23 protein-coding genes are annotated in these 26,183 nt (G+C 31.7%); 8 read left to right on the top strand and 15 right to left on the bottom strand.

Translation table 11 applies throughout. The features are described 5' to 3' along the window. Window positions 1-40 precede the first annotated feature (40 nt). From NZD85_RS06755 to NZD85_RS06775, 5 genes are all read right to left on the bottom strand, one after another. A complete protein-coding gene (locus tag NZD85_RS06755; RefSeq protein WP_171623532.1) occupies window positions 41-190 on the bottom strand; it encodes a DUF4295 family protein in 150 nt (49 codons plus the stop codon). A 14-nt stretch (window positions 191-204) separates the two neighbouring features. Next, the gene (rpmG, locus tag NZD85_RS06760) at window positions 205-387 is read right to left on the bottom strand and encodes a 50S ribosomal protein L33 (RefSeq protein ID WP_171623531.1); all 183 of its coding nucleotides are present in this window, start codon (window positions 385-387) and stop codon (window positions 205-207) included. Between the two features lie 11 nt (window positions 388-398). Beyond that, window positions 399-635, bottom strand: a complete 237-nt coding sequence (gene rpmB, locus NZD85_RS06765; protein ID WP_171623530.1) for a 50S ribosomal protein L28 — start codon at window positions 633-635, stop codon at window positions 399-401. An 82-nt stretch (window positions 636-717) separates the two neighbouring features. Beyond that, a complete protein-coding gene (gene lnt / locus NZD85_RS06770) occupies window positions 718-2,373 on the bottom strand; it encodes an apolipoprotein N-acyltransferase (RefSeq protein WP_260544429.1) in 1,656 nt (551 codons plus the stop codon). Between the two features lie 82 nt (window positions 2,374-2,455). After that, window positions 2,456-4,096, bottom strand: coding sequence for a M1 family metallopeptidase (locus NZD85_RS06775; RefSeq protein ID WP_260544431.1), 1,641 nt, complete (start codon window positions 4,094-4,096; stop codon window positions 2,456-2,458). Window positions 4,097-4,156: 60 nt separating this feature from the next. Here NZD85_RS06775 and NZD85_RS06780 point away from each other — a divergent pair, with 60 nt between their 5' ends. Together NZD85_RS06780 and dnaK are read left to right on the top strand one after the other, a co-directional pair. Further along, window positions 4,157-4,669 (top strand): hypothetical protein, encoded by a 513-nt coding sequence (locus tag NZD85_RS06780; protein ID WP_260544433.1) that lies wholly within the window; start codon window positions 4,157-4,159, stop codon window positions 4,667-4,669. Between the two features lie 247 nt (window positions 4,670-4,916). Then, window positions 4,917-6,818, top strand: a complete 1,902-nt coding sequence (gene dnaK, locus NZD85_RS06785) for a molecular chaperone DnaK (protein ID WP_114999032.1) — start codon at window positions 4,917-4,919, stop codon at window positions 6,816-6,818. A gap of 64 nt (window positions 6,819-6,882) precedes the next feature. On the opposite strand, the gene NZD85_RS06790 is transcribed toward dnaK, so the two are convergent. Continuing rightward, window positions 6,883-8,055: a trans-sulfuration enzyme family protein gene (locus tag NZD85_RS06790; RefSeq protein ID WP_260544437.1), complete on the bottom strand. Its 1,173-nt coding sequence runs from the start codon at window positions 8,053-8,055 to the stop codon at window positions 6,883-6,885. 244 nt (window positions 8,056-8,299) lie between these two features. On the opposite strand from NZD85_RS06790, the gene NZD85_RS06795 reads away from it, so the two are divergent. Next, on the top strand, window positions 8,300-9,442 hold the full coding sequence (locus NZD85_RS06795; RefSeq protein WP_260544439.1) for a DEAD/DEAH box helicase: 1,143 nt from the start codon (window positions 8,300-8,302) through the stop codon (window positions 9,440-9,442). A 63-nt stretch (window positions 9,443-9,505) separates the two neighbouring features. Here the strand turns inward: NZD85_RS06795 and NZD85_RS06800 are convergent, their stop codons facing one another. Together NZD85_RS06800 and aspA are read right to left on the bottom strand one after the other, a co-directional pair. Then, entirely contained in the window at window positions 9,506-9,811 is a 306-nt protein-coding gene (locus tag NZD85_RS06800) for a hypothetical protein (RefSeq protein WP_260544441.1), read from the bottom strand. 48 nt (window positions 9,812-9,859) lie between these two features. Beyond that, entirely contained in the window at window positions 9,860-11,248 is a 1,389-nt protein-coding gene (gene aspA, locus NZD85_RS06805; RefSeq protein WP_260544443.1) for an aspartate ammonia-lyase, read from the bottom strand. A gap of 129 nt (window positions 11,249-11,377) precedes the next feature. Between aspA and NZD85_RS06810 the strand changes: the two genes are divergently transcribed. The 5 genes from NZD85_RS06810 (at window position 11,378) to NZD85_RS06830 (ending at window position 17,731) form a co-directional block, all read left to right on the top strand. Next, the gene (locus NZD85_RS06810) at window positions 11,378-12,586 is read left to right on the top strand and encodes an acyltransferase family protein (protein WP_260544445.1); all 1,209 of its coding nucleotides are present in this window, start codon (window positions 11,378-11,380) and stop codon (window positions 12,584-12,586) included. A gap of 191 nt (window positions 12,587-12,777) precedes the next feature. Continuing rightward, on the top strand, window positions 12,778-14,574 hold the full coding sequence (lepA, locus tag NZD85_RS06815; protein WP_171623521.1) for a translation elongation factor 4: 1,797 nt from the start codon (window positions 12,778-12,780) through the stop codon (window positions 14,572-14,574). 110 nt (window positions 14,575-14,684) lie between these two features. Further along, complete coding sequence (locus NZD85_RS06820; RefSeq protein WP_225541321.1) at window positions 14,685-14,984, top strand: monooxygenase; 300 nt, start codon at window positions 14,685-14,687, stop codon at window positions 14,982-14,984. A gap of 179 nt (window positions 14,985-15,163) precedes the next feature. Then, entirely contained in the window at window positions 15,164-16,705 is a 1,542-nt protein-coding gene (locus NZD85_RS06825; protein ID WP_260544449.1) for a serine hydrolase, read from the top strand. Between the two features lie 132 nt (window positions 16,706-16,837). Continuing rightward, a complete protein-coding gene (locus NZD85_RS06830) occupies window positions 16,838-17,731 on the top strand; it encodes a DMT family transporter (protein ID WP_260544451.1) in 894 nt (297 codons plus the stop codon). Window positions 17,732-17,802: 71 nt separating this feature from the next. Here NZD85_RS06830 and NZD85_RS06835 read toward each other — a convergent pair whose 3' ends face one another. The 7 genes from NZD85_RS06835 to NZD85_RS06865 form a co-directional block, all read right to left on the bottom strand. After that, window positions 17,803-18,726: a T9SS type A sorting domain-containing protein gene (locus tag NZD85_RS06835; RefSeq protein ID WP_260544453.1), complete on the bottom strand. Its 924-nt coding sequence runs from the start codon at window positions 18,724-18,726 to the stop codon at window positions 17,803-17,805. A 131-nt stretch (window positions 18,727-18,857) separates the two neighbouring features. Then, window positions 18,858-21,119: an NADP-dependent malic enzyme gene (locus tag NZD85_RS06840; protein ID WP_260544455.1), complete on the bottom strand. Its 2,262-nt coding sequence runs from the start codon at window positions 21,117-21,119 to the stop codon at window positions 18,858-18,860. A 153-nt stretch (window positions 21,120-21,272) separates the two neighbouring features. After that, window positions 21,273-23,900 carry a carboxypeptidase regulatory-like domain-containing protein gene (locus NZD85_RS06845; protein WP_260544457.1) on the bottom strand — a complete coding sequence of 876 codons (2,628 nt, stop codon included), beginning with the start codon at window positions 23,898-23,900 and terminating at the stop codon, window positions 21,273-21,275. A gap of 4 nt (window positions 23,901-23,904) precedes the next feature. Continuing rightward, window positions 23,905-24,726, bottom strand: a complete 822-nt coding sequence (locus NZD85_RS06850) for a GLPGLI family protein (RefSeq protein WP_260544459.1) — start codon at window positions 24,724-24,726, stop codon at window positions 23,905-23,907. A gap of 61 nt (window positions 24,727-24,787) precedes the next feature. Further along, the gene (locus NZD85_RS06855; protein ID WP_260544461.1) at window positions 24,788-25,039 is read right to left on the bottom strand and encodes a hypothetical protein; all 252 of its coding nucleotides are present in this window, start codon (window positions 25,037-25,039) and stop codon (window positions 24,788-24,790) included. Between the two features lie 119 nt (window positions 25,040-25,158). After that, a complete protein-coding gene (locus tag NZD85_RS06860; RefSeq protein WP_260544463.1) occupies window positions 25,159-25,287 on the bottom strand; it encodes a hypothetical protein in 129 nt (42 codons plus the stop codon). 3 nt (window positions 25,288-25,290) lie between these two features. After that, on the bottom strand, window positions 25,291-26,124 hold the full coding sequence (locus NZD85_RS06865; RefSeq protein WP_225539820.1) for a GLPGLI family protein: 834 nt from the start codon (window positions 26,122-26,124) through the stop codon (window positions 25,291-25,293). Between the last annotated feature and the right edge of the window lie 59 nt (window positions 26,125-26,183).

A 26,183-nucleotide genomic window follows, 5' to 3' on the forward strand; every position in this document is an offset into this window, starting at 1 on the left:
GCAGCTCTATTAACCTTAATATTTTCTATTAAGCTAACAATTATTTTGCGAAGAACGCATCAGTATCGTCAGCGTTAACTACTTTTTCAACAAATACGTAAGCTCCAGATTTAGGAGATTTTACCATTTTGATTACTTTGGTCATTTTTTTAGACCCTGTTTGTAGGGTTGCTACTGTCTTTTTTGCCATCGTCTAAAATTTTATTATTTGATCTCCTTATGAACTGTATACTTTTTCAATACTGGGTTGTATTTTTTCAACTCAATACGATCTGGAGTATTCTTTTTGTTTTTAGTTGTGATATAACGAGACATTCCTGGCATACCACTTTCTTTATGCTCTGTACATTCTAAAATAACCTGTACTCTGTTTCCTTTTTTTGCCATGGTGTCTTAAATTATTTGATTAAACCTTCTTTACGTGCACGTCTAACAGCCTCATCAACTCCTAACTTGTTGATTGTTTTTAAACCGTGTGCAGAAACTTTTAAAGTAATCCACTCACCAGCTTCTGGCATAAAAAATTTCTTTTTGAACAAATTCACTTCAAAAGTGCGTTTTGTTTTATTATTAGCGTGAGAAACATTGTTTCCTACTAATCTTCTCTTACCTGTAATTTGACAAATGTTTGACATCTTATTTTGTATTGTCCTATTTTAAACGGAGTGCAAAGTAACAAATTAAATATTACTTATACAACTCTTTAGGTTATTAATTTTATATTTTCTTCTTATTTTGTTTGTATAACAACTTCTGCGCAAGTGTATAAGCTAAGATAATTCCCATTACCAATAGTGCTATTCTTGCGATGACGTCACCATACTTTGTATAAAACGTTAATTCACTATTCATTAAAATTGTACCATTTAAGGCACCCTGCTCTCCATATGGTAATGACTTCATTATATCTCCTCGCTGATTAACGAAAGCCGAAATACCTGAGTTTGCAGATCTAACAATAGCGCGTCTATTTTCAATAGCTCTCAAATTACCATATAATAGTAATTGACGATGACCATCGGTAGAGCCCCACCAAGAATCGTTGGTCATTGTGAATATAACATTAGCACCTTCTCTCACATATTCTGTTGTATAGTCTCCGTAAATAGATTCGTAACATATAACCGGAGCAACAGTAGCGGTGTTTGTATTATTCTTGAAAACAGAACGATGAGGTTGAACCCCCAACGTTTTTGTTGTGCCGCCAAAGTTAAGCATAAATTCTCCAATAATTGGCATTAAATAGTTACGATATGGAAAAATTTCTACTCCAGGCACTAATTTACTCTTATGATATACTTCGATCGAGTCGTTTCCTCCTATCTGTAAAGCCGAATTATAGGCATCATACCACGTTATTCCATCTTTCATAACTGATGCAGTTTCTGATGCTAAAGACGACATAGGATAAATTCGCATGATTGATGCACCTGTTACGAAATGTAAATCGTTCTTCGTACTTGTCCATTGTTGAATATCTTGTACAATTAAATCATCATACATATTGTCAAAAATAAGTGCAGAAGAACCTGGAACAGCTGTTTCTGGCGCAACAACAAATTGGGTTTTTGGTTGAATATTCTTCAGTGCCAATTGCTTCAATTCGTCATAAATCTGTAATCCATCTTTCATGTATTTTTCATTGTAAGGATCAAGATCTGGTTGAAGAATCAACACATCAAGCGCTTTTCCTTTTTCCTCGTAATTTGCATACATTATATAAGATAAACCAATTGGAACAGCAATTAATAATCCTGCATAAATACCTAATTTGTTTAAATATTTAATTTCTTTTTTATTGATGTAAGCTGTTAAATAATAGAACACAATAATATTTACGATCCATATCCAAAGTGCTCCACCAAAAGTTCCTGTGTATTCGTACCATTGTACCCATTCGTGATATTTTGCAAAACCATTTCCAAGGTTAAACCATGGCCAAGTCAATTCCCAATTCAATGTTAGTTTATCAAAACTCATCCAAATGGCTGGAAGAAAAACTAAGCCATACAAATTTCCTGCTTTTGTTTTAACAACATGATACAGTTGAAAAACAATTGACATAAATAACGAATTCGCGAAAACTGGAATTAAATAAGCACTCCACGAATTTTGTAAATCTCCATTCGCATTGGTTTCTTGCGCATAATGCAACCACCAAATTACAATTGCATTCCAAATAAAAAAGGCTAAATATGAAAGTCCAAAAATCTTACGTCTTTTTTTCTTGAATTCTGCGCGCTGCGTTATTTGATGTTCTGCCAACATCAAGGGCACAAATCCTATAAATAACAACAATGGAAAACCATGTGACGGCCAGCCTGCTGTTAACAATAATCCTGATAAGATTGCGTATGCAATGTATTTTTTCATGTGACAAATTTATAATATCATCGTTCAATAACCGATGATATTTATTGGAATATTTTATGAATTAAGTTTTTCGAAGTACGATTTACGATTTACTAACTTCAATATAATAATTTGGATTAATCGTTACATCACTCGTTTTTGTAATTGTTGAATGATTAATCGTTTGCCAATTTGATGTTGGATTGATTGTAATGTCAGAATCTTTCAAACGCAAAGGCATTGCAAATCCACCCACCACATTCGTATATCTATATTCTACTTTGTTACCATTTTCTCTTAATTCTAACGTAGGAACTTTGACAGTTCTTAAATATTGATTGAAAAAAGCAGTCAAATTTAATCCAGAATATTTGGCAATATAATTTTCGATTTGTTCTGTTGTCACCGTTTGATGATAAAACTCTTTGTTCAAACCTCGTAATAGTTGTCTAAATTTTTCGTCATCATTCATCCAAGTTCTCAACGTATGAATCATATTTGCGCCTTTGTAGTACATGTCACCACTTCCTTCTTGATTGACACCATATACTCCGATTATTGGACTATCATTTTGGATTGCATTTCTTGTTCCACGTACATATTCGCTTCCTGCTTCTTTCCCATGAAATGTTTCTGTAAATAAGGTTTCAGAATAAGCTGTAAACGATTCATGAATCCACATATCTGCAACATCTTTCTCTGTTATATTATTTCCGAACCATTCGTGACCAGCTTCGTGAACGATAATAAAATCCCATTTTAGTCCCCAACCAGAACCTGATAAATCGCGCCCTAAATACCCATTCTCGAATTTATTTCCGTACGCAATTCCAGATTGATGTTCCATTCCCAAATGTGGAGTTTCTACAATCTTGAACGAATCTTCGTAAAAAGCATAAGGTCCAAACCAATGTTCAAAACTTTTTAACATCATTTTAGCTTGTTCGAACTGTGATTTAGCTTTATCAATGTTATAATCTAATACATAATAATCTAAATCCAATTGACCATTTTCGCCATTGTAAGTATCTTTAAAATTGACATAATTCCCTACGTATGGGACAATATTATAATTATTAATTGGGTTAACTACTTTCCAAGTAGAAGCCGTTTTTCCATTTTTTTCTTGCTTAGAAACTAATCGTCCATTTCCTACACCAACTAAATCATGAGGTGTGATAATTTCCAATTCCATTCCATTATCAGGCTCATCACCTAAATAATCTTTGTTCGGAAACCAAGCACTTGCACCCAAACCTTGTACAGCCACAGTCATCCAATCACGACCTTTTTTATCTTTTTCAAAAATCCAACCGCCATCCCATGGTGCTTTTTTTGCTACAATTGGATGTCCAGAATATTCTAATTCTAAATCATTCGAAGTATTCTTGATGTTTTTTCCGACATGAATAAAGTACACATTACCATCACGCTTAAAATCAGAAATTTTCTTTCCATTCAATTTTACAGCCAAAACAATCATTGGTTCTTGTAAATCAATTTGAATTAAATCTGATTTCTGAGGCGCCGTTTTATCAAAAGTAATGGTTGTTCTTCCTTTGATAAATTTCGATTTAAAATCGGGTTCTACGCTTACTTTATAGTGTTTAACATCCCACCAATTTCTGAACTCATTATTGGTTCCGCGAAGGGAATCTTGTCGTGTAAACTCTTTTTTGTGATTAAGAACTTGTGCATGTGTTGTCATCGATATCAAGCCAAGCAATAGTACTAATTTCTTCATAGTCATTTTTAAAACATATCAAAAATAAGATTATATATTTGATAAATAAGCGAAAAATCTATGATTACAGAAAAATTTACGGAAAGAATAAATTATCTAAAAAATAATCAATTAATCGTTGAAGCTTTGTACGAAATTTTGGATGAATTGAATTTAAACCATAGTGCTTTTACTGGTTTTAATTTTCGAGAAGAAATAGAACCGAAAGGATTGTTATTAACAGCGGAAGGAAACGAATCAACAGGAATAAGTATTCATGTTCCACGCAATATTTTAGATTTTGATTTGAGTTTAATCTCCAATTTATTGATGCACGAAATGATACATATATATCAACGTTCAGGTGATAATCAAATCGAATTGCGAGAAGAGCGCGAATGGCAAGCTTATACAGAAATGATTTTTCATAAACGGTTTCCAAACATTCCTACATTAAGTAATTTTTACATTAAACAATTTGGTGAAAAAGCATTGACGTATTACAACCGAATGCCAAATGATATGAAAGCGAAATATGCGGATGAAAAAACTGATTTAGAAAATATTTTGCAACTTATCAATAAAAAAGATTAGAGAGATCGTGCTAAAACTTGCGGTTTATAGTTTTGTGAACGCTGACAATTTATCAACCTAAAACTGACGATTTATTCTGCTTCAACCCAATTTATTCTTCATAATCTGACAACATGACATTTGATTTTATCAGATGTCATTCTTTTTTATGTTGGCACAAAGATTGACTATTACGGATATAACTTCACTATCATGAAGTATAAAAACGTTTAAAATAAATTAATAATATAAAATATAACTAAACAATATGAGCAAAATAATCGGAATCGACTTAGGTACAACGAACTCTTGTGTTTCTGTAATGGAAGGAAGCGAGCCAGTTGTAATTCCAAATGCAGAAGGTAAAAGAACAACTCCATCTATCGTAGCATTCGTAGAAGGAGGTGAAATTAAAGTTGGTGATTCAGCAAAACGTCAAGCTGTAACAAACCCAAAGAAAACGATTTATTCTATTAAACGTTTCATGGGAACTAAATTTAATAATGATGCAGATGAAATCGGTCGTGTTCCTTATTCAGTTGTAAAAGGAAACAATGATACGCCAGCAGTTGATATTGATGGACGTAACTATACTCCACAAGAAATCTCAGCAATGATTTTACAAAAAATGAAAAAAACTGCTGAAGATTATTTAGGACAAGAAGTATCAAGAGCGGTAATTACTGTACCAGCTTATTTTAACGATGCTCAACGTCAAGCAACTAAAGAAGCTGGTGAAATTGCAGGTCTTAAAGTAGAACGTATTATCAACGAGCCTACTGCTGCTGCATTAGCTTACGGATTAGACAAAGCAAACTCAGATAAAAAAATCGTTGTTTACGATTTAGGTGGTGGTACTTTCGACGTATCAATCCTAGAATTAGGTGACGGTGTATTCGAAGTATTATCTACAAACGGTGATACACACTTAGGAGGTGATGATTTTGATGACGCAATCATCAACTGGTTAGCTTCTGAATTCCAAGCGAAAGAAGGTGTAGATTTGAAAAAAGACGCAATGGCTTTACAACGTTTACGTGAAGCTGCTGAAAAAGCTAAAATCGAATTATCTTCTTCTGCTCAAACAGAAATTAATTTACCATACGTTACAGCTAACGAAACAGGACCAAAACACTTAGTAGAAACTTTAACTCGTTCTAAATTTGATCAATTAACAGAAGATTTAGTACGTCGTTCTATGGAACCTTGTAAAAAAGCGTTATCTGATGCAGGTTTATCAATCAACGATATCGACGAAGTTATCTTAGTTGGTGGATCTACACGTATGCCAAAAATCCAAGAAGAAGTAGAAAAATTCTTCGGTAAAAAACCATCTAAAGGAGTTAATCCAGACGAGGTTGTTGCAATTGGTGCAGCTATCCAAGGAGGTGTTTTAACAGGTGATGTAAAAGACGTATTATTATTAGACGTTACACCATTATCTTTAGGTATCGAAACTTTAGGAGGAGTATTCACAAAATTAATTGAAGCGAATACAACAATTCCAACTAAAAAATCTGAAGTTTTCTCAACTGCAGTTGACAATCAACCAGCAGTAACATTAAGAATTGGTCAAGGAGAGCGTCCATTATTCAACGATAACAAAGAAATCGGACGTTTTGACTTAGTAGATATTCCACCAGCACAAAGAGGTGTTCCTCAAATCGAAGTAACATTTGATATTGATGCGAATGGTATCTTAAGTGTATCTGCAAAAGATAAAGGAACAGGAAAAGAGCAATCAATCAAAATTGAAGCTTCATCTGGATTATCTGATGCTGATATCGAAAGAATGAAAAAAGAAGCACAAGAAAATGCTGCAAAAGACGAAGAAGCAAAAAACAAAATTGAAAAAGTAAATGCTGCTGACGCGTTAATTTTCCAAACAGAAAAACAATTGACTGAGTACGGAGATAAAATTCCTGCTGACAAAAAACAACCAATTGAAGAAGCTTTAGCTGAGGTTAAATCTGCTCACGCTGCTCAAGACGTTGCTGCAATTGATGCTTCTATGGAAAAATTAAATACAGCTTGGAATGCTGCTTCACAAGAAATTTATGCTGCAATGAACGAAGGTCAAGAAAGTGGTGCACAAGCGCAACCAGGAGCTGATCAAGGTCAAGCAAAAAATGATGGTGTTGAAGACGTAGACTTCGAAGAAGTTAAATAATAGAATTTCATTTATCAATAGGAAAGCCTCGCATTGCGAGGCTTTTTTTGTCTATCAACAAATCTTATTTCGTTTTTTCTAATGCTTGTAGTATATCTTCGATAATATCTATTTTATCTTCTAATCCAACAGATAATCGTATCGAGCCTGGCATAATCCCTAACTCTGCACGTTCGGCATCTGATAATTTCGCATGAGTTGTTGTAGCCGGGTGTGTCGCTATCGATCTCGAATCTCCTAAATTTGAAGTATACAAAATCATTTTCAATGCATCTATAAATTTGAACGCACGTTCTTTTCCTCCTTTTACTTCAAAGGTTACAATTCCACCACCTCCTTTCATTTGTTTTTTCGCTAATTCATATTGCGGATGAGAGGGTAAAAAAGGGTATTTTACAGCTTCAATTTCAGGGTTACTTTCTAACGCCTCTGCCAAAGCCAAAGCATTTTCACAATGACGATCCATACGAAGAGGTAACGTTTCTAAACTTTTAGAAATTGTCCACGCATTAAAAGCAGACATTGCAGGACCAGTATGACGAATAAAAAACATCATTTCATTAATCAAATCTTGCTTTCCTATCACAACACCACCTAAAACTCGACCTTGTCCATCCATATATTTTGTTGCTGAATGAATAGATAAATCGAATCCAAACTCTAAAGGTTGTTGTAAATATGGTGTTGCAAAACAGTTGTCAATGGCAAAAATAACATGTGGATGTTTCTCTTTTATTTTTGCTAAAGCTTCTAAATCGAATAATTCCAAACCAGGATTAGAAGGCGATTCTAAAAAGACAATTTTGGTATTCGCTTGAATTGCTTTTTCCCAATCTTCGATATTTGGCGTTTCAACATAGGTATAGGTTACGCCCCAACGAGGAAATAGTTGTGTAATTAATTGATGTGTCGAACCAAAAATAGCACGACTTGACACAATATGATCACCACTTTTAATATAAGAAGCAAACGAAGCAAAAACAGCTGCCATCCCTGATGCGAACGCTAAACCAGCATCTGCTTTTTCTAACACACAAACGCGATTAATAAACTCTGTTGTATTTGGATTTGCATAACGCGAATAAACCATACCTTCCTCCTCTTCTACAAAAATAGCACGACCTTGTTCTGCACTATCAAAAATAAAACTTGAGGTTAAATATAATGGAACTGAATGCTCGCGAGTAGCAGATCTTGGCGCTTGCTCACGAATTATCTTAGACTGATCTTTTTTCATAAGATTCAAATTTAAAGATAGTTTTATTAAGCTAAAAGATTTTTATCAAGTTTTAAACCGAAATTATTTCTGTTTTTAATTTAATTTTCAATAAATAGATTCGATTCTAAAATCATTTATAGAAATATTTCAGAATTGATTTTAAATCCTTCAATTTCATCTTGATCAAAAATGATGAAACAGCAATATATTCTTAAAATATCATTCAGATTTAATCTTTACCTTTGTAACCTTATATCAATTTATGTCATTCGAAAATTTAGGATTATCACCATATCTCTCAAAAGCCATTACAATACTTGGATTTTTAAAACCTTTTGAAATTCAAACTGAGACTATTCCGTCTATTTTAAAAGGAAAAGATGTAATGGGAATTGCAAAAACAGGATCTGGAAAAACATTGTGTTTTGTTGCACCTTTGTTACAAAAAATTCAACATCAATCGTACGAAAAATCACGTTTTGTAAAAGCTCTAATTTTAGTTCCTACACGCGAATTAGCTGTTCAAATTGAACAAACATTTGCTGGTCTACAAACTGCTTTACGCCGCGAAGTACAAACACAGGCTGTATATGGTGGAACTTCGATTAATCCACAGATGAAGAATTTGTATGGAACAGAAATTTTGATAGCAACCCCTGGTCGTTTATTGGATTTAATGGATCATAATGCGTTATCGTTAGACCAATTGCAATATTTGGTAATTGATGAAGCGGACAAAATGTTTCAGATGGGGTTTGGAGATGAAATGAATAGAATCTTAAAAAGTGTTCCGAAAAAGAAACAATCGGTTCTTTTTTCAGCAACTTTAAATGATAAAATTGATGAAATCAAATCAACTTTAAATATCAATCCAATTGTTGTTGAAATTAAAAAGCAAGAAGTTGATTTAGAGCAAATAGAACAAGTAGCTTATAAAGTTGATGCCGAAACAAAAGGTCCTTTTTTACGCTATTTAATCAAATCTGAAAACTTAGAACAAGTGTTGATTTTTGTTTCTTCGACTCGTACAGCTGACAATTTGGTTGAAAAACTAAAAAAGAATAAAATTCCTGCAATGGCTGTTCACAGCAAGAAATCGCAAGGTGCGAGAATGGATAATTTAGAAGATTTTAAATTAGGAGATATTCGCGTTTTGGTTGCCACAGATTTGATTGGACGCGGAATTCATATCGAAGGTTTACCAATTGTAATTAATTACGAATTACCTCGATCGCCTTTAGATTATGTACACCGAATTGGACGTACTGGTCGTGCAAATGCAAACGGAAAAGCAATTAGTTTAATCACCGAAGAAGATTTGCATCATTTCAAAATTATTCAGAAAAAAATGGGTAAGAAAGTAAACATACTTTCGACTGATGATGTGAGCTTACATGGATTTTAAATAAGTTTTAGGTTATGAGTAATAAGTTTTTCAAAACTCATTACTCATAATTTTTAATTAAAATTAAGTCCAAAGATATTGTCTAAACTCTATTAACTTCTTCAACATTTTATTATCTTCCTCGTATTGAAGATCTTCTAAATTATTGTTATCAAGCTTACGTTTATTCCACCAATTATATAAATTCTCGATTTCGTTTTTTGCATTTTTATGTTCATCATCAAATGTCCAATCTACATGCCCTGTAAACAAATTTTCTTTTTCAATACAATCGGATAGAATCTGAAAACAAGCATGTAAAATAACCATATCCTTATCTAACCATTCATCGTTTAATGTTTCTATTTTTAGAAGATTCGAAGGTTTCATTATTATCTTTTTCAAAACTCATTACTCATAACTTTTGGCTCACAACTTCTAAGTATGTGGTCCAAGCATATTTTTAGGATCAAGGATCTCATCTAATCGTTCTTTAGACAACAAACCATGATCTAAAACCAATTGATAGACACTTCCACCAGTTTCTAAAGCTTCTTTCGCTATTTTTGTACTTGCTTTATATCCAATATACGGATTTAGTGCTGTAACAATTCCAATACTATTTTGCACTTCATTTTTCAGATGTTCCGCATTTGCAGTAATTCCATCCACACATTCCACACGCAATGTATCCATTGCATTTGTAAGATATTGAATTGACTCCATAATCGAAAAACCTATAATTGGCTCCATTACATTTAATTGCAATTGACCAGCTTCTGCTGCCATTGTAATTGTCAAATCATTTCCAATCACTTTAAAACAAACCTGATTCACCACTTCTGGAATAACCGGATTTACTTTTCCTGGCATAATCGAAGATCCTGGCTGTTTTGGAGGTAGATTAATTTCGAATAAACCTGCTCTTGGCCCTGAAGTTAGTAATCGTAAATCATTACAAATTTTAGATAATTTTACACAAAGACGTTTTAAAGCAGAAGAATAATCTACAAAGGCACTCGTATCAGAAGTTGCTTCCACTAAATTATCTGCCAATATCACCTCTTCCTTCATGATTTCTGCAATCTTTGTTGTACACAATTGTGCATAACCTGGAACGGCGTTCAAACCAGTTCCGATTGCTGTTGCTCCCATATTAATGACCAATAAATCAGTAGTGATACGATCTAAATTCTGAACTTCCTTGTTTAATGTAGTTGCAAAACCTTCAAATTCTTGACCTAATGTCATCGGAACTGCATCTTGCAATTGTGTGCGTCCCATCTTAATGACTTGTTCAAATTCTTTAGCTTTTTTATTAAATGACTCTGCCAGTTTTGTTAATGCTTCAACCAATGGTTTATTCATGTTAAACAAAGCTAATTTCAACGCAGTAGGATAAGCGTCGTTTGTGGATTGTGATAAATTTACATGATCATTTGGTGAACAAAATTGATATTCTCCTTTTTGTTTTCCTAAATGTTCTAACGCAATATTTGCAATCACTTCGTTTGCATTCATATTCGTAGAAGTTCCAGCACCACCTTGAATCATGTCAATCGGAAATTGATCCGTATATTTTCCTGCAATCAGCTCGTTCGATGCAAAAGAAATCGCATCATATATATCTTTTGATAAAACTCCCAACTCATGATTAGCTTGCGCTGCACCTAATTTCACTACACCTAACGCTTTAATAAATTCAGGGTAATGTGCTAAATAGTTGTTCGAAATTTTAAAATTATTAATTGCACGTTGTGTTTGTACTCCATAATAAGCCGTTTCAGGAAGTTGTAACTCTCCTAATAAATCTGACTCAGTTCTCATACTTATTCTTATTAGATTGTTTTTTTTAAATTTAAATTAAAGGTAAGGATTATTGTAGGATAAATTCTAAACTCGAATTACTAAATACTTCAAAAAATATATATCTTTAAAAATATTAATACAAAAGAAATGAAAACAACTCGATATTATTCATTGGACGTTTTTCGTGGCGCTACGGTCGCTTTAATGATTTTAGTGAATAATCCTGGCACGTGGTCCTTTATGTTTGATCCCTTAGAACATGCACAATGGCACGGATGTACACCAACCGATTTGGTCTTTCCTTTCTTTTTATTTGCAGTAGGCAATGCAATGGCTTTTGTAATTCCACGATTCAAACAACAACCGCAAAGCGAATTCTGGAAAAAAGTCATTAAACGAAGTATCCTTATCTTTCTAATTGGACTTTTTATCAATTGGTTTCCGTTTTTTAAATGGGAGAATAACGAACTTATTTTTAAGGCCTGGAAAGATTCTGAAGAAAGTGGCGTTCGAATAATGGGTGTTTTACAACGAATCGCTATTGCCTATTTTTTTGCTTCTGTTATTGCTTTTTACTTTAAAGAAAAAATGGTTCTTTGGATTTCAGGTATCATCTTAGTTGGCTATTGGTTATTGACAAAATTTTTAGGCGGTATTGACCCTTATTCTATCGAAGGGTTAATCGGAACAAAAATCGATACCCATATTTTAGGTTTAGCACATATTTACAAAGGTGAATCGATTCCATTTGATCCAGAAGGTATTTACAGTACCATCAATGCGATTCCTCAAGTTTTATTAGGCTATTTAACTGGCATTTTCATCAATAAACAAGGTAATATGAAATGGTTAAATAAATCTTTACCCGAAACCAATCAACCCAATTTTAGATTAGTAGCAGGTTTATTTGTTTTAGGGGTAATTGCTTTGCTATTAGGTTATTTTTGGCAATTAGATTTTCCGTACAACAAAAAGATTTGGAGTAGCTCATACGTTATTCATACAACAGGATTGTCATTATTAACAATTGCAACAATGATTTGGTTCATCGAAATTTTGAACGTCAAAAATGGTGTGATGAAATTCTTTGATGTATTCGGAAAAAATCCATTATTCATTTTTGCATTTAGTGGTTTATTTCCACGTTTATTAGGATTAATCCGAATCGAAAATGGATTTACCAATCAAGACGAAATCAAATACATTTCTCCTTTGACTTGGTTTTATGAAAACATTTGTGCGAAACTTCCTGGAATTCCAGAAATCGGATCGTTTGTTTATTCGCTTATCTTCTTAGCATTCTTTTGGGCTTTGGCTTATTGGTTAGATCAAAAGAAAATTTATGTTAAGGTGTAGTTACTATTTACGCACTATTTCAGTTAAAAATTATTCATTAAATACTATTTTTAGTAAATATTTCAATTAATCAACTCTCTTTTTTATCAAATAATTGCTTAAGTCTTAATAAAATACTTTTTATAAATATTTTTCAAAAAACTTGTAGTCTGAGTGGAAAAGATTATTTTTGCCTATTCGACAAGAAGAGTATGAAAAATATCCGTAATTTCTGTATTATCGCCCATATTGACCATGGTAAAAGTACCTTGGCCGATCGCCTATTACAAGTAACAGGAACGATTTCTGATCGTGAGTTACAAAACCAAACATTAGACGATATGGATTTGGAACGCGAACGTGGTATCACAATCAAATCACACGCTATCCAAATGGAATATGAAAAAGATGGTGAAAAATATATTTTAAATTTAATTGACACGCCTGGACACGTGGATTTCTCGTATGAGGTTTCTCGTTCGATTGCCGCTTGTGAAGGTGCTTTGTTAATTGTAGATGCTGCTCAAAGCATCCAAGCTCAAACCATTTCTAACTTATATTTAGCATTAGAAAATGATTTAGAGATTATTCCAGTTTTAAACAAAATCGATTTACCTTCTGCTAATCCAGAAGAGGTAACAGATGATATTGTAGACTTATTAGGTTGTGAACCTGAAGATGTATTGCGTTGTTCTGGAAAAACAGGTGAAGGAGTTTTAGAATTGTTGCATACAATTATAGAAAAAGTTCCTGCTCCTGTAGGAGATCCTGAAGCTCCGTTGCAAGCTTTAATCTTTGACTCTGTTTACAATCCTTTCCGTGGAATTGAAGCTTTTTATAAAGTTGTAAATGGAGAGATTAAAAAAGGGGATCAAGTCAAATTCATGGCAACCAATAAAAAATATGGTGCAGATGAAATTGGAACTTTAAAGTTAAATCAAGTAGAGAAAAAAGTAATTAAAACCGGAGATGTTGGTTACATTATTTCTGGGATTAAAGAAGCTGCCGAAGTAAAAGTTGGTGATACAATTACTTTAGTTGATAGACCTGCCGCTGAAGCTATTGATGGTTTCGAGGAAGTAAAACCGATGGTTTTCGCTGGAATTTATCCAGTAGACACAGAAGATTATGAAGATTTACGTGCTTCTATCGAGAAGTTGCGTTTAAATGATGCTTCCTTAACCTTTGAAGCAGAATCTTCTGCCGCTTTAGGGTTTGGTTTCCGTTGTGGTTTCTTAGGAATGCTACACTTAGAAATCATTCAAGAACGTTTAGAACGTGAATTTAACATGACAGTTATTACAACTGTTCCTAACGTTTCGTACGAAGCTTATTTAGAAAAAGATCCCGATAAAATGATTGCCGTTCATAATCCTTCTGAATTACCTGATCCTTCTGGATTAAATCGTGTGGAGGAACCTTACATTCGTGCAGCGATTATTACAAAATCTGAATTTGTTGGTCCTGTCATGAGTTTATGTATTGAGAAACGAGGCGAATTACAATCTCAAAATTATTTGACTCAACATCGAGTTGAAATGATTTTCAATATGCCTTTGGCTGAAGTTGTATTTGATTTCTATGATCGATTAAAATCAATTTCTAAAGGATATGCTTCTTTCGATTATGCTCCTTCTGGAATGAGAGCTTCAAAATTAGTTAAAGTGGATATCATGATTAACGGTGAAGTTGTAGATGCTTTATCTGCCTTAATTCACGTTGATAATGCTTACAACATTGGTAAAAAAATGTGTGAGAAATTACGCGAATTAATTCCTCGTCAACAGTTTGATATTCCAATTCAAGCAGCAATTGGTGCTAAAATTATTGCACGTGAAACCATTAAAGCTTTACGTAAAGACGTTACAGCAAAATGTTACGGAGGAGATATTTCTCGTAAACGTAAGTTATTAGAAAAACAAAAAGCTGGTAAGAAGAAAATGCGTCAAATTGGACGTGTAGAGGTTCCTCAATCTGCCTTCTTAGCTGTTTTAAAATTGAACGATTAAGATTAATTTTATATATATTTTTATAAGCCACTCAATGAGTGGCTTTTTTTGTAACAATTATTACAATCCAACTCATTAATATTTTAGAAATTTGTAATAAACTTTATAACATGATTTTACTTCAAATAAATTTTGATTTTCCTGTTGAATATATGGGAGAAAATTTAACTAACAATGCACAACCATTGGCTGAAAGCATTAATTTAGAAAAAGGGTTTATTTCTAAGATTTGGATCGAGAATAAAGAGACTGCTCGAAGTGGTGGAATTTATATTTTTGACACCTTAGAAAATGCAAAAAATTATGCTGAAATGCATTCTAAGCGAGTTGAACAAATGGGTGCCACAAACATTGTTTCAGAATATTTTGAAATTAACGAACCTCTCTCAACTTTAAATAAAGGAATATAATTACCAAAGCTACTTAATAAAGTGGCTTTTTTTGTTTTAATTATTTCTCTTCTAATTTCTCCATTCCAAAATCGAAAATTTTAACATAAAGTATTTCGAAATGTAAGATTCTTTGACAAGCTCGGAATAACAGTAAAACAAATAAATTTCCTAACTTCGTTACCATTCAAATCATACACATGAAAAATATATTTTTATCAACAACTATTACCTTAGCTTCAATTTCTGCTTTTGGTCAAAATATTTCAAATCAAACTATAGATCAAGTCACAGAAAATGCCATGAAGACATTCAATGTTCCAGGAATTTCTGTTGCCGTAATTAAAGATGGAACAATTATTCATAGTAAAGGTTATGGTGTAAAATCAATCAAAACAGGAGAAAAATTACAATCGAATACAAATTTTGGAATCGCCTCTAATTCGAAAGCTTTTACAGCAGCGGCTTTAGCGATTTTAGTTGATGAAGGAAAAATGAATTGGGATGATAAAGTCATCAAACATATTCCCGAATTTAAAATGTATAATGAATATGTAACAAAAGAATTTACTATTCGTGATTTGTTAACACACCGAAGTGGTTTAGGCTTAGGTGCTGGCGATTTGATGGTATGGCCTGATGGACATAATTTCACACCAACCGATATTATCAACAATATTCAATATTTAAAACCTGTTTCAGATTTTCGTTCGAAATATGATTACGATAATCTTTTGTACATCATTGCTGGAGTTGTAGTAGAAAGAATTTCTGGACAATCTTGGACGGATTTTGTCACTCAACGATTAATCCAACCGATTGGCATGACAAATACAGCGGCAAATTTTCATCTGTTAAAAGATCAAAAAAATGTAATTGATCCACATGTGCCAATTGATGGTAAATTGCAAGTAATCGATCGTTATACCAATACGATTTTTGACGCAGCAGCAGGATTATATTCTAACGTTGATGATGTTGCAAAATGGTTACAATTTAATTTGAATAAAGGGAAAGTAAACGGAAAACAAATTATTTCTGAAAAACAAATGAAAGAAATGATTTCGCCTGTTACCTTGCAAAAAGTTGGAACTACTCCTCCATATAATTCATTGTTTAAAGCATATGGATTAGGTTGGCAATTGCAAGATTATAACGGAAAATTAGAAGTTTCGCACACTGGTGGTTTAGAAGGAATTGTAACGCAAACAATTTGGTATCCTCAAATCAATTTAGGAATTGTCGTTCTTACTAATCAACAAGCAGGTGTCGCATTTAACTCGGTTTCTAATACAATTAAAGATTTTTATTTAGGCAATCCCGAAAAAGATTGGGTTGCTTTCTACGATAATTTGATGAAATCTCGTGTGGCCGAAGCGGACGGAATAACAGATGAAGTTTGGAAAACAGTTGAAGCAAATCAGAAAAACAAAGCCCTTAAGGTTAATAAAAATGCATTCATCGGAACCTATAAAGATAATTGGTTTGGTGATGTTGAAATCTATGAGAAAAAAGGTAAATTAATTTTCGAATCGAAGCGTTCACCTCAATTAACCGGAGAAATATCATTTTATAAAGACAATACATATGCGGTAAAATGGTACAACAGATATTTCCATGCAGATGCTTTTGTTTTTGCTGAAATGAAAGATGGAAAAATGACAGGATTTACGATGAAAGCTATTTCACCAATGACAGATTTTAGTTACGATTTCCATGATTTAGATTTTACACGAAAATAAAAATTACCAATTCGAGTAATTCTTCAAAAAATTGTATCGAGAGCTTAGATGATTTTTCGTCTTAGTTCTCGATACAATTTTATATTTCTATCGAAATAAAAAATCACTCTAAATGATGTTAACTAAACATTTATGAAATTAAAAGGTTACGCATATGGATTAATTTCTTCCATATCTTACGGATTAATTCCGCTATTTATCCTACCTATAAAACAAGCAAATTTCCCAATAGACACCACTCTATTCTATCGATTCTTTTTCTCAGCGTTGATTGTTGGAGTTTATTTATTAATCAAAAAAAAATCATTCAAAATCGAATTGAAACAAATTCCTGTATTGATCACTCTTGGGTTATTATACGGAATTTCTGCTGATGCTTTATTTTTAGGTTACGATTATTTATCTGCTGGTATTGCCTCTACTTTACTATTTGTATATCCACTAATCGTCGCCATTATTATGGCTGTATTCTTCAAAGAGAAACTCACTATTTCTGCTATCGTAGCCATTGCATTTGTTTTGGCTGGCGTCATTTTATTGAGTTTTAAAGATGGTAAATTCGAACTAAATCCAATTGGTTTAGGCATTGTTTTTATCAGTGCTTTAGGTTATGGACTTTACATTGTCACGGTCAACAAATCGAAAGCAAAAGAGATAAAAGGTTTTACACTTAGCTTTTATTCATTCCTATTTACAACGATATATTACGCTATAAAAATGATTATACAAAAAGAATCATTTGTTCTTCCTTCGTTAGAATTAACGTTTAACTTTTTTACGTTTGCCTTTGTTACAACTGTTATTTCGAGTATTGCTTTAATTTTTGCAATTAAAGAGATTGGTTCTACAGCAACATCTATTCTGGGCGCATCGGAGCCTGTAGTTGCAGTTGGAGTGAGTGTCTTGTTATTTGGCGAAAACTTTTCGTGGAGTTTAGGTTTAGGAATTTTTATGATTATTTTAGGCGTAACACTTAATGTTCTCGGAGATGCATATCAACAAAAAAGGCTAAAAACTTCTTTATAGAAATAAACCTGAAAAATTATACAACAAAAAAACTGTCTTCAACAAGACAGTTTTTTTGTTATGAAATAAATTTATTTTTTAATTATTTTTCTTGTTATCGTTTTTCCATCTTTCAGATTAATTTTCACAAAATAAACACCTGATTTCAAAGACGATGTATTCAATCCTTTTAATGATTGATTTGATTTTAAAACAACTTGACCAATTGTATTTGATACCTCAACACTTGAAATCTGCTCATGAAAATTCGCATCAAATGTTAAATAATCTTTAACTGGATTAGGATAAATTTTAAATTCTTTCCCTTCAATTTGATGAACGGCTAAGTCATCTGTACTAAACTTGAAATTATCGTAATAAGCATCACCTCCGTAATTATTATGCAACATTGTAAATCCATGAACATCTAATTTCGTAAAATTATCTCCAGTGTAAACTAATTGATCGTTCAAGTAATACTTGATTTCATTTTCTGTGACTTCAATTTTAAAATTATTCCATTTATTAATCGACCAACCTTCTGCCGCATCAGCGTAATCAAAACCATAATTGATATCCTTTGTAATGTACAAATATCCTCTGTTTTCCATACCTAAACCTGCAACAGGGTAAAATTCATCTGTATCTGGATTAATTGTATACAAATTAAATTCGAAATCGGCACCGTTTCGTTTTGTTACAAATACATCAAAAGAAATTGTAAAATTCTTATAATCGACAGGTTTTTCAAACGTTTTTGTCACACCCATTACAGGAAACCATTTAGGTCCAAAATCTGGTTGATCTCCATTTTTAAAAGAATAAATTCCGTCACTCGCTTGTTCATCAGAAACAAGTTGATTATTTAAAAGCTCTCCATTTCCTTCGGCAACTTCCCAACCATTTTGTGCATGAATACTTCCTAATTCATATCCTTCTTTCGCTTCAAATGAAGTATTGGTTTGTGCAAATGAAATTGTACTGGCTGTAAGTAATAAAATGTAAAATTTTTTCATATTATATTAATTAAAAGTTAACAAGATAATCATTTTATGAATTAAAATTTAATAAAACTGCGAATTAATTATCTTATAAAAAAAACTCCTCTCAAAATGGAGAGGAGTTTCGATTTGAAATACTATTTTTATTAATGTTGTTGCGCATCAATTACAGCAATGGTAACCATATTCACAATTTCGCGAACTGTACTATCTAATTGTAATAAATGAATTGGTTTTTTCATTCCGATTAAAATAGGACCAACTGCTTCTATTTTTCCAAGTTCTTGTAATAATTTATACGAAATATTCGCAGATTCAAGATTTGGAAAAACCAATGTATTGGCATACGTTCCTGCTAATTTAGAAAACGGAAAATTACTTTGTAACTTCTCTTTGTTCACGGCAAAATTTGCCTGAATATCGCCATCGACTAAAATATCTGGATGATTTTGATGTAAATAATTCACTGCATTTTGAACTTTAGAAGCTGTTTCTCCTTTGTTCGATCCAAAGTTAGAATACGACAATAATGCAATTTTCGGTTCAATTTTAAATTTCTTAATTGTTTCATTAAACTGCAACGTAATATTGACTAAATCTTCAGAAGTTGGATCTAAATTAACCGTTGTATCACCCAAGAAAATTGGACCTTTTTCGGTTAACATCATATACATACTCGCTACTTTCTGTCCTTGTTCGGCACCAATCAATTCTAAAGCTGGGCGAATGGCTTGCGAATAGTTTTTGGTCATTCCAGAAATCATCGCATCTGCATACCCAAACTCAACCATACATGATCCAAAATAATTACGATCTCTCAATAACTTCTTCGCATCCGATTTAGAGACACCTTTTCGTTGGCGTTTATTGTAAATAAAATCTACAAATTGATTGTAACGATCCGAATCTTCTTCTGCATTTGTATCAACAATTTCCACATCTTCTAAATCCAACATATAATCTTTGATCATTTGTTGAATTTTATTTTTCTTTCCTAAAATAATTGGAATTGCAATTTTTTCTTCCTTTACAATTTGTGCCGCTCGTAGAATCTCGAAACGATCCCCTTCTGCAAAGACAACTCGTTTTGGATTTGATTTTGCTGTTTGTGTCAAATTGCGCATAATCGTACTTTCTTTTCCGATTCGCTTCATTAATGACAATTTATAGGCTTCGAAATCAGTTATCTCATTCTTTGCAACACCAGTTTCTATGGCAGCTTTTGCAACTGCAGCCGAAACTTCTGGCAACAAACGCGGATCGTTTGGTTTTGGGATAATGTAATCTTTTCCAAATTTGATTGAATGATTATTATACGCTTGCGTCACAACTTCAGGAACTGGTTCTTTTGCCAATTCTGCAATCGCACGAACAGCCGCAATTTTCATTTCCTCGTTAATCGTTGTCGAACGAACATCTAACGCTCCTCTAAAAATGTATGGAAAACCTAAAACGTTATTCACCTGATTAGGATAATCTGAACGACCTGTTCCCATAATAATATCTTGTCGAGTAGAAATTGCCAAATCGTACGCAATTTCTGGATTTGGATTTGCCATTGCCAACACAATTGGATTTTCGGCCATTGTATTCAATATTTCAGCAGATAAAACATCTGCAGCGGATAAACCGATGAAAACATCAGCATCTTTTACTGCATCTGCCAACGTAGAAATATCATGATCTGTTGCCCATTCAGCTTTCGAAGCGTCAAGATTATCACGGTCAGAACGGATTACTCCTTTACTGTCTAACATCACAATATTCTCCTTTTTTGCACCAACAGAAATGTACATTGCTGTACAAGAAATTGCGGCTGCTCCTGCTCCGTTTACAACAATTTTAACTTTAGAAATATCTTTTCCTTGTAATTCACAAGCATTGATTAATGCTGCACCAGAAATAATGGCTGTTCCATGTTGATCATCGTGCATTACAGGAATATTCATTTCAGCTTTTAAGCGCTTTTCAATTTCGAAACATTCTGGCGCTTTAATATCTTCAAGATTAATTCCTCCAAAAGTTGGCTCTAAAGCTTTTACAGTATTGATAAATTCATCGACATTCTTCGTATCTAATTCGATATCAAAAACATCAATATCCGCAAAAATCTTAAACAAAAGACCTTTTCCTTCCATCACAGGTTTCGAAGCGACTGCACCTATATCTCCTAAACCTAAAACGGCTGTTCCGTTACTAATGACAGCAACCAAATTTCCTTTTGCCGTATATTTATACGCATTTTCTGGATCTTTTTCAATCTCTAAACATGGTTCTGCAACACCTGGCGAATAAGCAAGCGATAAATCGCGCTGTGTGTTCGTAGGTTTTGTTGGCACTACCGCAATCTTTCCGGGTTGACCCATCGAATGGTAATTCAATGCATCTTTCTTACGATTGTCATTCATTTCTTTGTGGTATATATTTTTTCAAAATAAATTTAGGTAAAAATAAACTAATAAAAGTATGACAAATCATATAGTTTGATGATTTTTCTATTTAAATATTATCAACTTAAACAAGTTAATGATGATAAATTATTGAGTTGATAAATTTTAGTGTTAAAAATTAAATCGTGTTGTAAACATTACTTGAGTTGGTCTCAATTTATATAGAAATCGTTGTTCGAAATTAGATGAAAAGCTATTTTGTGAAAAATATTTCTCATTAAAAAGGTTATAAGCAGACAATTCAAAATCTATTTTTTTCTTTTTTAATGAATAACGGTACATCAAATCTCCGAAAGTTGAATTAGGATTTAATCTTTTATCATCATTGACATACAAATCAAAATTAAACTTTACATAATGTTGATCTGCTGGAAAAAAATGTAATCCTATTTGGTGAATTTGATTAGTTATTGATCGAGATTTTGATTCTTCTGAAAACTTATTTTTATAATTGGTTACACCATATTTATACTCAAACGTCATCCAACTTAATAATCTGAAAGAAGCATCAAAATTTGAAGTTAAAATAGTGTTGTCAATTTCTACTAAATCATTATTCAACAATTGATCATAAGTCGTAAAATTATAACCTCCAGCTAAATTAAAAGTCGTTTTAATTTTAGAGAAATATTGACTTATTTTAGCATTAACAGAATGTGTTTGTTGATGATTTTTTTGATTGATAACATCTAAAATGGCACTTGCGTCTGAATTGTATTTGTAATTATACAACAAGTTGTTTTCGTTCCAACTATATGAATATCCAAAGTTAAAAAACCTTGATTTAATTGGATTTTTATATTCAAAACGTAAAGACGAATTCCATTTTTTTACTTCATTGAAATTTCCATCATTTTGTTGAATAGAGTTGTATCGATACAAAATAAATCCTTCGTGTAATCGTGTTAAACTACCCAAATCATTGCTAAAATTATGCGAAGTTGAAACTTTCCAGAATTTTGAAAATTCTAAACCTATGTTAAATTTTGGTTCGATGTAAAAACGATTGTACGAATTTTTAGTTCCAAAAGAATTATTCTCTAAATTATACCACTGAAACGAAATTCCAAAAGACAAACTAAGTCGATTTTTTTTGTACGAAAATCTATTTTCTACATAAGGATTAAAGGTTGACCAATGTGTATTGTTAGTAAAAGTGGAATTTGTAAGTTGTTCATCAGCTAACAAATCACTTTTCATTGTATGATTGGTATATTTAATTCCAATTTTTGATTGTAGCGTTAAAGCCTTTATTCCTTTTGAAAATTCAGCGAAATTATTTGTCGAAAATTTCTCAAAATTAATTTGTTGAAATGCATTTTGATAATCAGTCCCGTTGTTAATAAAATCAGTAAAAACTCCCGGAGAAACGCTTAAATTTTCATTGTAATTTTTATAAGCTAACGTAGACTTTAAAGTAATCAATTGTTTACCAATCTTACGAATGGTTCTAAATTGATTTGAAAATTCTCGATTAGGTTGAGTTAATTTTTGTTGTATAAAATTATTATTTTGATTGAGATTTCCTCTCGAGCTATTCCAATCACCTTTAAACTCTAAGACATTTTCAAGATAATTTTTCGAACTATTTTGAGATAATGTAGCTTTAAGATTAAGACTTTCTATTTGCAAATAATTTTGTTTGATTTCGTTGAGAAATATATCTCCTGTTGGTAAAAAATATTGTGTGTTTGTTTCTCCGAATCGCTTTTGAAAATCGTTGTGATAAGACAAATTAATACGTAAATCTAACTCTTTTTTTAACTTGAAAAGATGGTTCCAAGAGCCAATATTTATAGCATTATCCAACCAACGTTCGCTATCAAAATTGGGTGTTTGTACTCCAGCAATAGATAACCAACTTTCATTAGAAAACTTTTCAGATTCATTTAAAAAATCTTCTAAACTTAATGTTCTTAATTGTCGAGAAACATCATTTCCACGATTATTTCCTTGATAAGAACCAATCATTTGTTGCTTTTTTGTGAACAACATAGGCGTAATATTCGCTTGATACAACATAGGCGAAGCGCCAAGACCAACTTCTGCTTTACCAGAATAGGTAATTTTGCTTTTTAGTTTGATATTTAATGCAGCTTTAGAGCTATAAACCAAACTGTCTAAAATCTTGATGGGTTGATGATTCTCTAAAATTTGCACTTTATCCACTGCATCGGCAGAAAGATTTTCGTTTGCTAAAGCATATTTTCCGCCCAATAAATCCATTCCTTCAATATAATATTTATTGATTGGTTCGCCTTGATACAAGATTCGACCAGAATTTTCGATTTCTATTCCAGGCATTTTTTTTATCACATCTGCAATAGATCGATCTTGGATATCTTTAAAGTTACTGACATCATATGCAATTGTATCGCCTTTTTTTCGAATTGGTGATTGTTTTAGTTTAACTTCTTTTAGCTCGATTGCTTTTTCTTGTAAAGTGAAATCAAAATTTGTAGAAGATTCGTTAACCAAATCTGAAGTAAACGCATAATTCATCGCACGAACTTTTATTTCATACATTTCGTGCGATGGATGATCTATTTTGATAGAATATTTACCATCAGATTTTGTGATAAAATATGCTAATGTTTCATCTGAAATGCTTGGCGAAATAGTAACATTAGCACCAGAAACAGGTTTCCCCTCTTCATTTTTTACAACGCCAGAAATGGTAAGTTGTGCAAAAATAAAGTGAGAAAGTAAAGCAAATAGTAGTGTTAATTGGGTTTTCAAAAAATTACTTTAAGTTAAATTGTATTCCTCTTTCTATAGAATTATTATTTAATTCTAAAAGTGCTTTTTTCCTTTTAAAGAATGTTTCATCATCTCTTACAACACTATTACTTTCTCCTAAAACAATTAATGGATTTTCTTTATACTTTTTTATATAATCCATAAATTCTATTCTTGTCATTTTTACTCTTCCAGAATCAAAAGCCTTTGGAATAGATGATTTACTTTTTGCAAAAGATATAAATTCAAAATGAAAAAAATCTTCAGAATCTTTTATATCTAAAATTAATCCTGGTAAACCATTAAACTTATAGGGACCATAAGAAACTGGAATATCTTCTGTGTACCATGCTTCCCAATTTCTACCAAATAAATTTGTAGTTGCTTTCTTTACTTTATAACCATTTAATTCTTTTTCTTCCTTTAATAATTTCCAAGAAATATTTGGTACAACATCTTCAAAATCTATCATGGTTAATGCTACATTTGTTTGAATCAAGTAGATCTTTTTATCTTTTAAAAAGAACATCCTTATATTATTATCTGTCTTTCCGTATTTTGCGAAAATATCTTTCATTATAATTTTTCCATCCACCATTAAATCATTTATATTTCCTTTAAGTGTATCATTTTTAAAATCATTTTTTGGAAGAAAAACAAATCCTTTTTCATTAATACGCATGACCATTTCTTCTTCTTTTTTATTTGATTTATTTAATGAATCATTTGTATAATTATATTTATATTCTACTAAAAAATTATCATTTTGTGCAAAAATTAAAGTACAGCAAAAGTTAATTAATAATATTAAAATATTTTTTCTCATAATTTTTTTTTAAAAAAAAGGGAACTTATTTAGTCCCCTTACTTACTTGTTTTATCCATTTTTATCCACCACCACAAACATATGCTTCTTGAGCAGCTAATTCCATTAATATCTGAATTGGAGTGTAATTGATTCCTGTATCCACATTAAAACAATCTTCTGTACAAGAAAGTTCAATAGGTATACATATAATCTCTAAAGCCTCTGCTTTTTCAGACTTATATTCTTCTTTTACTTCTGAATTTTTAGTTTCATTTGCCATTGCAAACGTTCCGATAAGTGCAAAAGCACTTGCAAATAAAATTTTCTTCATTTTAATGTAATTTTTAGTTTTTAATTTTCAATTATAGTTTGCAACCTATAATTGTTGTCTTAACGTTAATTACATCAATAATAATAATAATAATAATAATAGAAAACAAATAATTTATATTAAATATATTCTACATTAATAGCAAAGACAGGTTTCCCCTCTTCATTTTTTACAACGCCAGAAATGGTAAGTTGTGCAAAAATAAAGTGAGAAAGTAAAGCAAATAATAGTGTTAATTGGGTTTTCAAAAATTATAAAACAAATGGTATGGATGGGTTTAAATAAATATACTTTCTTTTTTTATTTCTTTCTTGTCTTTCTTTTATCTCTTGTTCTGTCAGTTGCAAACCTGCCTGCATAAGAATATTAGTCTTATTTTCTTGAAAAGATTTACCAAAGTTATAAACTTCATCTTTATTCATTTTAACAAAATCATTTCTTCTTCTTTGTGATATTGTTGTTTCTTTTAAATTAATGAAATCTTTTTTTGATTTATAACTCGTTAATTCGAATTTATAATTACTATTCTCATCTTCTAATTTTATGATAACTCCAGGTAAACCATAAAATAAGTATGGTGCAACCTGAATAGGTAATTCTTCTGAATAATAAGCTATCCAATTTCTACCTAAAAAAAATGTTGTTGCTTTTGTCACTTTTTTTCCATCAATTTCAGATGTTTCATTAGAAATGTTCCATATTGGTAGTTCTATTTTTTCTTCATTATAAAAAGGTAACTCTAAATTAAAGATATAGTGCTTTTGTATTTCTTTTTCTAAATCAATTTCTAAAGTATAATTTTCCACATTATTTTTTAAACCCATAGTCTGTTCCATGACAGAACTAATATTACTTGCATCAACTTTTCGCTTTGTATAAGCTATAGAATCATAAATAATATGATTTTCCCCTCTGTAAATCCGTTGTTCACCTTCAATGATAACATTCATAATATCAGTATACTTTTTTTTACTGACACTATCTTTTTTAAATTCATATAAGTATGTAAACTCATATTGAGAATAACCATTTATACTAATAAGTATAAAACTTATAACTAATACTATTTTATTTAAATACTTCATTTACGAATAAATTATATAGATATGATTTAAGAAAATTCCTAAGTCATATACTATAATTA

The organism is Empedobacter stercoris, assembly GCF_025244765.1.
Lineage (GTDB): Bacteria > Bacteroidota > Bacteroidia > Flavobacteriales > Weeksellaceae > Empedobacter > Empedobacter stercoris.

Coding starts and splice junctions, on each gene's coding strand:
- NZD85_RS06755 (WP_171623532.1), bottom strand. CDS start 190: ATGGCAAAAAAGACAGTAGCAACCCTACAAACAGGGTCTAAAAAAATG.
- rpmG (WP_171623531.1), bottom strand. CDS start 387: ATGGCAAAAAAAGGAAACAGAGTACAGGTTATTTTAGAATGTACAGAG.
- rpmB (WP_171623530.1), bottom strand. CDS start 635: ATGTCAAACATTTGTCAAATTACAGGTAAGAGAAGATTAGTAGGAAAC.
- lnt (WP_260544429.1), bottom strand. CDS start 2,373: ATGAAAAAATACATTGCATACGCAATCTTATCAGGATTATTGTTAACA.
- NZD85_RS06775 (WP_260544431.1), bottom strand. CDS start 4,096: ATGAAGAAATTAGTACTATTGCTTGGCTTGATATCGATGACAACACAT.
- NZD85_RS06780 (WP_260544433.1), top strand. CDS start 4,157: ATGATTACAGAAAAATTTACGGAAAGAATAAATTATCTAAAAAATAAT.
- dnaK (WP_114999032.1), top strand. CDS start 4,917: ATGAGCAAAATAATCGGAATCGACTTAGGTACAACGAACTCTTGTGTT.
- NZD85_RS06790 (WP_260544437.1), bottom strand. CDS start 8,055: ATGAAAAAAGATCAGTCTAAGATAATTCGTGAGCAAGCGCCAAGATCT.
- NZD85_RS06795 (WP_260544439.1), top strand. CDS start 8,300: ATGTCATTCGAAAATTTAGGATTATCACCATATCTCTCAAAAGCCATT.
- NZD85_RS06800 (WP_260544441.1), bottom strand. CDS start 9,811: ATGAAACCTTCGAATCTTCTAAAAATAGAAACATTAAACGATGAATGG.
- aspA (WP_260544443.1), bottom strand. CDS start 11,248: ATGAGAACTGAGTCAGATTTATTAGGAGAGTTACAACTTCCTGAAACG.
- NZD85_RS06810 (WP_260544445.1), top strand. CDS start 11,378: ATGAAAACAACTCGATATTATTCATTGGACGTTTTTCGTGGCGCTACG.
- lepA (WP_171623521.1), top strand. CDS start 12,778: ATGAAAAATATCCGTAATTTCTGTATTATCGCCCATATTGACCATGGT.
- NZD85_RS06820 (WP_225541321.1), top strand. CDS start 14,685: ATGATTTTACTTCAAATAAATTTTGATTTTCCTGTTGAATATATGGGA.
- NZD85_RS06825 (WP_260544449.1), top strand. CDS start 15,164: ATGAAAAATATATTTTTATCAACAACTATTACCTTAGCTTCAATTTCT.
- NZD85_RS06830 (WP_260544451.1), top strand. CDS start 16,838: ATGAAATTAAAAGGTTACGCATATGGATTAATTTCTTCCATATCTTAC.
- NZD85_RS06835 (WP_260544453.1), bottom strand. CDS start 18,726: ATGAAAAAATTTTACATTTTATTACTTACAGCCAGTACAATTTCATTT.
- NZD85_RS06840 (WP_260544455.1), bottom strand. CDS start 21,119: ATGAATGACAATCGTAAGAAAGATGCATTGAATTACCATTCGATGGGT.
- NZD85_RS06850 (WP_260544459.1), bottom strand. CDS start 24,726: ATGAGAAAAAATATTTTAATATTATTAATTAACTTTTGCTGTACTTTA.
- NZD85_RS06855 (WP_260544461.1), bottom strand. CDS start 25,039: ATGAAGAAAATTTTATTTGCAAGTGCTTTTGCACTTATCGGAACGTTT.
- NZD85_RS06865 (WP_225539820.1), bottom strand. CDS start 26,124: ATGAAGTATTTAAATAAAATAGTATTAGTTATAAGTTTTATACTTATT.